Here is a 10,791-nt window from a genome sequence, read left to right as displayed (position 1 = left end):
CTTTTGGAATGCGACCGAAGAGCAGATTCAAAAGGCCACCCATAGTTTTGTACAAGTCATCTTCTTCGCCTGGTAATTCTTCATCGATGTGGAAGAATTCTTTAAATTCATCTACGTCGAGGAGGCCGTCTACGAGCCATGCACCATCGCGTTCGATGATTTTATTTTCTTCTTCCTTGATTTCGTCTTCACCAGAAGGCATAAGGCCTACGATTTCTTCCATGATATCATGCAAGGTTACGAGACCAGTGAAACCGCCGTACTCGTCGAGAATAATGGATTCGTGAACGCCTTCCGTACGAAGTACGTTCAATAACTTCATGAGTGGAATAGATTCAGGAACGAGGACAGGTTCCTTAAGACAAGATTTGATGATATCTTGAATGGAACTTTCACTAGGGCGTTGCATAATTTGAACCAATACGTCAGATACGGTAACGAGACCATTGAGTTCGTCCAACGAATCGGTACCAACAGGAATGCGGTAATGGTTGGCATTTTTGAGGACATCCATGATTTCGTCCTCAGTGCCGTTAAGGTCAATCCATTTTAGTTGCGTACGCGGCGTCATAACATCGCCAGCGTTCATATCTGCAAGGTGGAAGATATTTTCTACGAGGATTGGTTCCTCTTCTTCATAAGCACCCATAGCTACGCCTTCGGTAAGCATCTTGTTGATTTCAGACTCTGTAACAGGAGCTTCTTCTTTCACAGTTACGCCTAGTAATTTTAAAAGGAATTCTGTGGAAACGCCGAGGAAGCTAACGATCGGTTTTAAGGCTACGGACAACCAATAAATCGGTTTTGCTACCACAACGGCGATGCTTTCAGGACTATTTAAAGCCAAGCGTTTCGGCACGAGCTCGCCGATAACAAGGGATAAATAGGTGATAACTGTAACAATGAGCAAGGAGCTAATGGATGCTGCATAAGGCTCGATGCTTGGTATATTAGCTACTAATATTTCCTCTAATGGACCAGAGAAGGTCGCACCAGAATACAAACCAGTTAAAATACCAACGAGGGTGATGCCGATTTGAATAGTAGAAAACATATTATTAGGATTTTCTGCTAATTCAAAGGCCTTTTTAGCACGCTCATTACCGGCCTCCGCCATTTCCTCCAGGCGGCGCTTTTTGGCGTTGACGATGGCCAGCTCGGTCATGGAAAACAAGCCGTTTGCGATGATTAATACGACGATAATTATAAAATCTAAGGTCAGATCACTGTCCATGTAAGTAGACACTCCTTTTATATGATTAAAATGTATATAACATCTTTAGTATATCATATTAGAATAGATAAGAATAACAGATTGACTATGATATATTGGAGTGATAGTATAGGGATACAGATATAAGATATGCTGTATACCCGTGGCTCCGAATTAGCGTTTAAGCGATATGTAATATCGTCGTCCATGGGGACCACCCGAAAGGGTGGTTTTTTTACTATGGAGATAAATCATGCATATATTTATATATTCAGATGAATCAGGTGTATTTGATAAAGTAAATAATGATTATTTTGTATTTGCTGGTATTATATGTTTTGGTAAAAATGAAAAAGATAATTGGACAAGAAGATATAGTGCTGTAGAGAGGACATTAAGAAAATCTAATAATTTACAAGATATTGAGTTGAAAGCATGTATTTTAGATAATAAGCAAAAAGGTACTCTATTTAGATCTTTAAATAATTATCGTAAATTTGCTGTTATTATTAAACAAAAAAGTGTTTTTGATTCAATTTTTAAAGATAAAAAGAGTAAGCAGCGTTATTTGGACTATGCATATAAAATAGCCGTTAAAAATGCTTTTGAATTTGCTATTAAGAATAATGAGATTAAATCAACAGAAGTAACTGATTTACATTTTTATGTTGATGAACATTCTACAGCTACAAATGGAAGATACGAATTAAGAGAATCACTTGAAGGTGAGTTTAAAAATGGAACTCATAATTGGAATTATACTACTTATTTTCCTCCACTATTTGAAAATTTAAACAGCGTAGATGTAGTATTTTGTAATTCCAAACAACATTATTTAGTTCGTGCTTCTGATATTATAGCTAATCGTATTTATTATTTATCTAGACATAATAATTTAGAAAAATTACAATCTATTAAAAATTTAAATATTATATGGCTACCATGATTAATAAATTTAATGATGGTAATACTATAAATTAGGATTATATAGATGGCAATAGAGCAAGAGTGGGAAAGTGTATTACAAATTAAAACCTCTGGCCGTGATGATAGTCGGTCTGATACGGAGCATCATCCATACGAGCCGACGGATTATTGCGTCCTTGAGCGTTTGGCAAATAGCGGTCATATTCGCAAGAAAAACACCCTTATCGATTATGGCAGTGGCAAGGGCCGTGTCAGCATTTTTATGGCCTACCAAACGGGTTGTCACTCCATCGGTATTGAATATGATGAACGACTCTATGAAAAGGCTCTAATCAATGGTGAAAGCCCAACAGCGCGCAGTCGGGTGAGTTTTGTGCTCGGTGATGCGGCACTGTATGAATTGCCAGATCAAGCAGATCGATGCTTTTTCTTTAATCCCTTTGCACTTCATACGATTAAGCGTGTATTAGGAAATATCTTTGATTCCTTATACCATCATCCTCGTGAGATTAAGCTCTTTTTCTACTATGTAAACGAAGAGGTAGAAAACTTCTTAAATAACCACGTGCGACTCGAGCAAGAAGAACCTATCGATTGCAGCGATCTCTTTGAAGAAAAGGATGTAAAGGAGCGAATTCTCGTCTATTCCGTTAATCTATTTTAAATAATTACACCTCGATTTAATGATTCTTTAGTAAACCTCGATTTGAATGATCTTTAGTAGTACTAATTTACAGTACCAAGGATTATTTAAATCGAGGTTTTCGTTTTAATTTTTATTCTAATTTTATGGCACTTTCACCTATATTATTAAGGAAAAAGCCTATAAATTCTGCTATAATAATATATTAGAGATTATAAAATCAATTCATTTTTTACGGTTCTATACATTGATTCGTATGCACTAAGTTAGTGGATAGGGCTGAGTGTATTGAAGACTGGAGGTACCCGTGGAAATCATCGATACAGCATTGATTGAACGCATTCGCAAGGCCTTGATGAAACGTTACGACCGAGATCAACAAATTCAACAAATGATAGAAGAAATCGGCGCCGATGAGGGGCTTAATGAGTCTGAACTGGCTATCGTTTACCAAGCTTATTTAGAGGTAAAGGAACGCGTATACTATACATCTACTCTCGTTGATTTGTGGAATCAAATTGAAAAGGTTCAAAACCGGATGTCCTTGTTGCATACCTATGAATCTCTTGAGCAAGATTTGTTTGGCGATGTGCTAGGCGACGATAAGGAAGATATCATTTTGTCTGATACATCGTATCTTGGCAAGGGCGCTAGTCATAACAACGATGTGTACGCTATGGAACAGGTGCAATTGTCTGATGTGCCGGTGCAACACGATTCCACGGTGGGCATGAATCACATTAAATTAAACGAATTAAACTCTATGGGGGGTCTTTTTACAGGTTCTGGTGAAAGCTCCATTAAAGAAACCGTAGATTTTGATGATGCTACATTAGAACACCTTGATGTAAACCCACTAGATGGCGTTGAAAGCTTAGAAGTTCATCATTTAGATGAAGAAAATCCTTTTGATAATGATGATTTAGAAGCAATTTTATCATCTAAGAACAAAGATAAAAAATCTAAAAAAGATAAAAAATTAGAGGAAGAAGATGTATTGGATGATGAGGAAATGTCCTCTATTGATCCATATACAGCGGTAAATGCATTGTTATTTGGTAAAGCTGGTTTGGAGTCTGATAAAGCAAATAAGAAGCTTGAAAAGATTCTTAAAAAGCAATTGAAACGCGTCGATGATGAATGGGCGCGTATTAACGGCTCTGACGTAAAGAAATCCAAGGACGAAAAAAAATCTAAAGAAGATAAGAAATCTAAAGAAGATAAAAAATCTAAAGATGATAAAAAGTCCAAGGAAGATAAAAAAGAGAAAAAACATAAAAAGTCTAAAGAAGACAAAAAATGTAAAAAAGATAAAAAAGACAAGAAAAAGGATAAAAAATCCAAAAAGGATGAATCCGGAAAAAAGCAGAAACGATAGTTTCCGTATGGGATAGTAAGGCCGATAACTGGGCCATGGAGAGTGCTAGTGCTAAGAAATCAGCAGGTGCTGGAACTATCGACCGTGGATGCGGTAAATGCAAACGATGTAAGGGACCTAAATGTAAGAAATATCCAAGATAATTATAGTTAGGTAGTATAGAGTTGTTACGTTATATGAATAAACAGTTAGGGGTTAACGATGAACCGATGGCAGCGATTATTTGAAGGCATACGAACAGAGATCAAGGTATTTATCTTTTTCTCTGCTTTGTTGACTGCATTTAGAATCGTGTTTCTTGCAGTATTTCAATCACAACTAGCTTCTGTGACGATGGATAATATCCTTACGTCCTTATGGTTAGGCTTTAGATTGAGTCTCAAGACCGTCGGTTCTTTGTGTTTAATGGGCTTTTTGGGGGGTACATTGGTGCATACCTTTATACCAAAATGGCCGTCCTTACGCATTAAACAGGTCCTCTATTCCATAGTAACTGTACTGTTGACCTTCTTATTCTTAGGTCGCATTCCATTCTACAAGATCTTTAATTCCTCCTACAATGCGATGCTCATCAATGGTAAGAACGATGATATCGCTGCTATTGTAAATACGGCGATCAATGAATATAACGCTTTGATGTACATCGTTGGGGCCGTAGTATTGAGTGCTGCTCTATGCTATTTCCTCGTTAAATTTTTGTCGTGGGGGACCTCTACGGATAGTCAAAGACTTTGCACTACTTGGTATCCTAAGACGAAGAAAACGCAATGGATCACAGGCATTGGATTGACTGTGGTTATTGGCGTACTAGGATTATTCTTTAGATTTGGCGGTGCTTTCAGCTATACAAATTCCATTAACTGGGAAAGTGCGGCGCGCCTTAGTTCCAATTTGTTGAACGAAAATATCCTTGATGATGTGCAGGCTCTTTATCGTGTTAAAAGCATTGCGAAACGTACGGCTGAGCTAGAGGTTATTAACTTAACACCTCAAGAGTTAAACGAAAAAATCGCTGCTGTTGGCGGTAAGTTTAATGGCACTAATTTTGATGGTTCTTTCACAAGAACTATTACGACACAGCGACTAGCGGAGCAACCGCAGTCTATTAATATCGTTCTCGGTGAATCCTATGGTTTATGGCCATTCCTCGCTGAATACAATGAACCTGGCGCGTACCTCGTTGAACAAGGTCGTAAATACGCTGCCAGTCCTCAAGCGATGAGCACGCAGCTAGCCCTTGCCCAAGGAACGGGCACGATGCCTGCTATTAATGGTTTGCTCACAGGTATGCCTGACACAGGTCTATATCCTAACTACGAAGGTGAAAGTTTCAAACAACCGTATGGTTTAGGCATTGGTCCTGTAATGAAAAAGCTAGGCTATAAAACTGTATTCTGGTACGGTGGCTTTAGCACATGGCAAAATGTTAAGAATTTTGCCTTATCTCAAGGCTTCGATGAATTCCATGATGCATCTGAAATGCCAAGTGAAGATGGCAATGCGTGGGGTGTAGGCGATAAAGACTTGTTTAAAGCTATTTCTGCGTATATGGATCAACATAGAGGGGAAAAAATTCTCAATGTGATCATGACCACCTCTAACCATCCACCGTATAGCATCAATGTAGCTAAGGAAGGCTATGATGTGAATAAGGTTAAAGGTCATTTGCCAGATACTATCGAAGAAAACGAAAAGCAATTGAACGAAATGGGCCATCTTTGGTATGCAGACCACGTGATGGGTGACTTTATCGGTAACGAAGAAAAAGCAGATCCTTCTGCGCTCTTTGTCATCACTGGTGACCATAGTGAACGATTTAACTTTGCTCGTGAAGTAGGACCTAATGTGGCCTCTACCATTCCGATTATCTTCTATGGTCGCGGTATTCATAAAGACTGGCTTGCTCCAAACGCCTTTGGTATGAGCATTCAAATCATTCCAACCTTGGCAGAACTAGCTGGCCGCCCTGGTCAAACCTATGAAGCCATGGTACCAAGCCTATTTACACAAGAGGAATTTGTCTTTAACCATAGATTATATCTAGATAAAAATGGCAAAGTATTAGAACAAAGTGCGAGTATGCCTCAATCCTATGGGGAAATGATTAAAAACATGCGCGAACTTGCAGCATGGCGTATTAAGCACGGGGATAAGATTAAGTAAAAGATAATATTAGTAAGAAATTTTTAGTAGGAAATTATTATGTTTTTTAAGTTGAACAATAATTTTCTACTAAGATTTTTAGTATGTATATAAATAGGGAGTAGTATACATTGCATATCTTAGATATTATTCAATCTGTTTTCAATTTACAAAATACTGATATAGAACTCATGCCTTTGAAACAAGGTATGACGAATGATTCATTTATCTTTAGCATTAATAATGAACGATATATCATTAGGGTTCCAGGGGTTAATACAGAAAAAATAATTAATAGACATCAAGAATATGATGTATACCAAGCTATAAAGGATGAAGAATTTGTAGAACCTGTAGTTTATATTGATAGAGACAAAGGCTATAAAATTTCAAAATTTATAGAAAACTCTCATACTGTTAATCCAAAGGATTGGAATGAAATTAATGCGTGTTTAAAGCGATTGAAAGAATTTCATCGTCAATCGCATCGAGTAGAGCATTATTTTGATGTATTTGAACATATTAATTATTATGAATCATTAATGCCAAGTGCTAGTAAATATGAGGACTATAAGGAAATAAAAAAGAATATAGAGTCTTTAGAGCCTATCATAGAAAATTTGGTAAAGGATTGGACTTTATGCCATATTGATGCGGTATGTGACAATTTTTTAGTGACAGAAAATCAAGATGTATATCTCATAGATTTTGAAGATGCTGCTATGCAGGATCCAGATTTAGATGTAGCTATGTTTATTGTATATTCCTTGTTTAACCGACAAGAGATTGATCGAATTATCGACATATATTTTGAGCATCAAGCGACACCACTAAAACGGTATAAGATTTACTCTTATATTGCTATTGTTGGTCTATTATGGAGTAATTGGTGTGAAGCGAAACAAGATCAAGAATTATTGAATAGTTCTTATGCTCAGCAACAATACAATTATGCGAAAACGTTCTATCAAATCGTATTCGATGAGGCGCGAAATTTACCTGAATTTTGCGAATTGGTAGATAGCTATGCTTAACGCTCTTCTTTCAGGTATATTTTGGGGTGCTGATACTAGTTTTATGGGATATTATTTTTCCATGTATTCCATATATTTTGTGGTGCCCTTATTATTTCCCGTATTTATAACATTAATCCATGATATGGTTAGTGCATTACTGATTAATATATCTATCCTTGTTACGGGACGATTTAATTCTGTTATTGAAGATATAAAAAAAGCAAAGTCAAAATATATTTGGCTTGGATCACTTTTAGGTGGTCCCATCGGGATGTGTTCCTTTATTTTATCTATTGAATATGCTGGGCCTGCTATTACTGCTATTGTTAGTTCTATTTATCCAGCAGTCGGCCTTTTCTTTGCTTATATATTTTTGAAAGAACGACGAAGACCATATCAAGTTATTGCTTTATTTATAGCTATTGCTTTTATTATTGCCCTAGGTTTTATTGATGAAAGCCATTCAAACAGAAGTATAATAGGGATAATTTTTGCCTTAGTGTGTGCTTGTGCTTGGGGTAGTGAAGCTGTTTTATGCTCTTATGGTATGAAATCAGGAGAAATATCAAATTTAAGCGCCATTTGTATTAGACAAAATCTATCTATGATTACCTATGGTATGCTGCTGACTTTATATTTTGTTTTCTTCCATTATGGTGAAAGTATAGATTTTAATTCTAGTCTTGCTTATATAGGAATAGCCGCAATATTTGGATCTACGTCCTATTATTGTTATTATCGAGCATTGGCTACTATTGGCGTTAGTAGAGCGATGGCGTTAAATATTAGTTATACTGCCTTTTCGGCGATTTTCTCCTATCTATTATTTGGTATTGAATTGACTACAAATCAAATGTTAATAGGCTTTTGTATAGTAGTGAGTGGGTTGGTTTCAGCATATGATTTCGAAAAATGAATTTAATGAATATGTAAATCATAAGCAGTATGATTACATTGAACAACATAAAGTAACCAATGCGATTATATTGGCAGCTGGGAAATCTAAGCGCTTTAAGCCTATTAGTGATTATTGTCCAAAAGGGCTTAGTATTATTAAGGGTGAAGTCCTTGTTGAGCGACAAATAAAACAATTACAGTCTGTTGGTATAACTGATATTACCCTTGTGGTGGGTTATAAAAAAGAGATGTTCTTCTATTTGGAAGATAAATATAATGTAAAAATTGTTGTGAATGAACAGTATGATACGCAAGATAATGTTTCATCATTGCGATTAGTTCTAGATCAATTAGATAATACTTATATTTGCTCTGTAGATAACTACTATCCAGAGAATTTATTTAACGCTTATGAGTATCGAGGTTTTTATTCCACAATCTATGTAGAAAATAATACTGATGAGTGGATTGTTACAACTGATGAATATGGCTATATAAATGATGTAAAAATAGGGGCTCCTAGTGGCCATATTATGTTAGGATTTGTCTATTTTGATCGACAATTTAGTGAGAACTTTAGACAAGTTATGCTAGATGTAGAAGGTATAGATGAATATAATCATCATGTTTGGGAATATCTATATATGAAACATCTAGATAGACTAAAATTAGAAATAAAAGAATTCGATAAGGCTAGTATATTAGAGTTTGATACCGTAGATGATGCTATTAACTACGATAAAGATTTTTTAGCAAATAATGTAAAGGATTCACTAGGATAATATATTAATCATAGGTCATTATATTAATAGGGGAGTATAATGGAATTAGTAGAAAATATTAGGGAAACACAAAATTTAATGTTACCGGTTATGGTATTTATTGATAAAATTTGTAGAGACCATAATCTTAGATATTCATTAGCCTATGGTACATTAATTGGGGCTATTAGACATAAAGGCTTTATTCCTTGGGATGATGATATTGATATTCTTATGCCACGTCCAGATTATGAGAAATTTCAAAACATCATTAAAAATATGAATTCTGATGAGTTTGGGATAATGGATTCGAATGCTTTAGATAGCTTTTATGTAACAAGAATGGCAAAGATTTATAATAAAAAGACATATCTAAAAGAGTTTCCTCATAAATATATTTTGGAATATGGTGCTTTTGTCGATATTTTTGCCGTTAATGGTATGCCTGATAATGTAGCAGAAATAAAAAAAATGAAGAAAGATATATTTTTGTGTAGCCGTTTCTTACATATGTATATATCTTCTCTATATAGAATCAGAGGGAAACGCAAGAAATTTACTTGGTTCTTTAAGCCTTTTGCAAAATGGGCTCTGAATAAATCCAATGAAATATTTAACCGTTATGATTTTGATTCCTCTAAATACGCTATGAATTTTGAAGGTGATTCAATTGAAAAAGAATTGATGGAATCAGATTTATTCAATCATTTAATCGATGTAGAATTTGAAGGACATCAGTTCAAGGTTTTTGAACAATATGATTCCTATTTAAGACATATGTATGGTGATTATATGCAATTGCCACCCATTGAAGAGCAAGAACCGCATCATTCGTTTGATTTATATAAAATATAAAGGTGTAGTATGGCAACAATTACGGCTATCATATTAGCTAGAAATGAAGAACAACATATTGTAGATTGTATTAATAGCATTCAATGCGCTAATGAAATTCTAGTAATTGATGATGGTAGTACAGATAGAACTGTAGAATTAGCAGAGTCATTAGGTGCTGTAGTTATACCTCATCCATTAAATAATGACTGGTCTCAGCAGCGTCGCTTTGGTATTAGTCAAGTATCCTGTGATTGGATCTTATTTATTGATGCAGATGAACGAGTTTCTCCAGAATTAAATGAAGAAATACGAAAAGCTGTGAATAGTGGAGAGCAAAAGGCATATTGGTTATCTCGTCATAGTTTATTCCGTCATAATAAGGCTAGTCATGGAACCATGCGACCAGATAAGGTATTGCGGTTAATGCCAAAAGAAGGGGCTACCGTAGAAGGCTTTGTCCATGAAGCTTTTATTAGTCCTTTCTCGAAAGATAAATTAAAAGGAAAGTTATATCATTATACTTATGATAACTGGACACAATACCTTAATAAAGTTAACAAATATTCGTCAGCTGCTGCAGCAAATTATTACGAACAAGGTAAATCCTGTTCATTTTTGTTAGACATCATTTTGAGACCTCAATGGGCCTTCTTTAAAATCTATATTTTACAAAGAGGTTTTTTAGACGGTAAATTTGGCTTTATTTTATCTTTATACCACTATATGTATACTGTTACTAAGTATGTAAAACTGTATTATTTGATTAAATCTAATGGAAAATTATAAGCATATCTTTTTCTATTATTGATATAAAAGCACGTCCCCCTGTAAATGTAGGCTATATAATGAGTGAACAATTTTATTTATCCATACAACAAAATATAAAATTGATGATTTGGGCACCTATATTAGCAACCATATTTAGAATTATCTTTATGATTGTCTATAACCCATATTCCTCTTGGAAGGGAAGATGG

Annotated in this window: 10 protein-coding genes; 9 read left to right on the top strand and 1 reads right to left on the bottom strand. The window is 35.2% G+C overall.

Going from position 1 to position 10,791, the window contains the following annotated elements; translation table 11 throughout:
- The coding region (locus tag Q0F90_RS04405) for a hemolysin family protein (RefSeq protein ID WP_296003713.1) at positions 1-1,234 on the bottom strand (1,234 nt) is incomplete at its 3' end.
- Between the two features lie 232 nt (positions 1,235-1,466).
- On the opposite strand from Q0F90_RS04405, the gene Q0F90_RS04400 reads away from it, so the two are divergent.
- From Q0F90_RS04400 to Q0F90_RS04360, 9 genes are all read left to right on the top strand, one after another.
- Positions 1,467-2,159 carry a DUF3800 domain-containing protein gene (locus tag Q0F90_RS04400; protein ID WP_296003711.1) on the top strand — a complete coding sequence of 231 codons (693 nt, stop codon included), beginning with the start codon at positions 1,467-1,469 and terminating at the stop codon, positions 2,157-2,159.
- Between the two features lie 45 nt (positions 2,160-2,204).
- Complete coding sequence (locus tag Q0F90_RS04395; RefSeq protein ID WP_296003710.1) at positions 2,205-2,804, top strand: class I SAM-dependent methyltransferase; 600 nt, start codon at positions 2,205-2,207, stop codon at positions 2,802-2,804.
- A gap of 286 nt (positions 2,805-3,090) precedes the next feature.
- On the top strand, positions 3,091-4,161 hold the full coding sequence (locus tag Q0F90_RS04390; RefSeq protein WP_296003708.1) for a transcriptional regulator: 1,071 nt from the start codon (positions 3,091-3,093) through the stop codon (positions 4,159-4,161).
- A gap of 201 nt (positions 4,162-4,362) precedes the next feature.
- Positions 4,363-6,324 carry an LTA synthase family protein gene (locus tag Q0F90_RS04385; RefSeq protein WP_296003706.1) on the top strand — a complete coding sequence of 654 codons (1,962 nt, stop codon included), beginning with the start codon at positions 4,363-4,365 and terminating at the stop codon, positions 6,322-6,324.
- A 110-nt stretch (positions 6,325-6,434) separates the two neighbouring features.
- On the top strand, positions 6,435-7,337 hold the full coding sequence (locus Q0F90_RS04380; RefSeq protein ID WP_296003704.1) for a choline/ethanolamine kinase family protein: 903 nt from the start codon (positions 6,435-6,437) through the stop codon (positions 7,335-7,337).
- Positions 7,330-8,235, top strand: a complete 906-nt coding sequence (locus tag Q0F90_RS04375; protein WP_296003702.1) for a DMT family transporter — start codon at positions 7,330-7,332, stop codon at positions 8,233-8,235. Before Q0F90_RS04380 ends, Q0F90_RS04375 begins: the two co-directional genes overlap by 8 nt.
- Positions 8,219-8,998, top strand: coding sequence for an NTP transferase domain-containing protein (locus Q0F90_RS04370; RefSeq protein WP_296003700.1), 780 nt, complete (start codon positions 8,219-8,221; stop codon positions 8,996-8,998). The genes Q0F90_RS04375 and Q0F90_RS04370 overlap by 17 nt, the downstream gene beginning before the upstream one ends.
- 39 nt (positions 8,999-9,037) lie before the next feature.
- On the top strand, positions 9,038-9,832 hold the full coding sequence (locus Q0F90_RS04365) for a phosphorylcholine transferase LicD (protein WP_296003698.1): 795 nt from the start codon (positions 9,038-9,040) through the stop codon (positions 9,830-9,832).
- A gap of 9 nt (positions 9,833-9,841) precedes the next feature.
- Entirely contained in the window at positions 9,842-10,600 is a 759-nt protein-coding gene (locus tag Q0F90_RS04360) for a glycosyltransferase family 2 protein (RefSeq protein ID WP_296003696.1), read from the top strand.
- The last annotated feature ends 191 nt before the right edge of the window (positions 10,601-10,791 follow it).

The sequence above is a fragment of the uncultured Veillonella sp. genome (assembly GCF_934190855.1).
Lineage (GTDB): Bacteria > Bacillota > Negativicutes > Veillonellales > Veillonellaceae > Veillonella.
The sequence above is the reverse complement of the archived record's forward strand: the minus strand, read 5'-3'. Positions and strand labels throughout refer to the sequence as shown.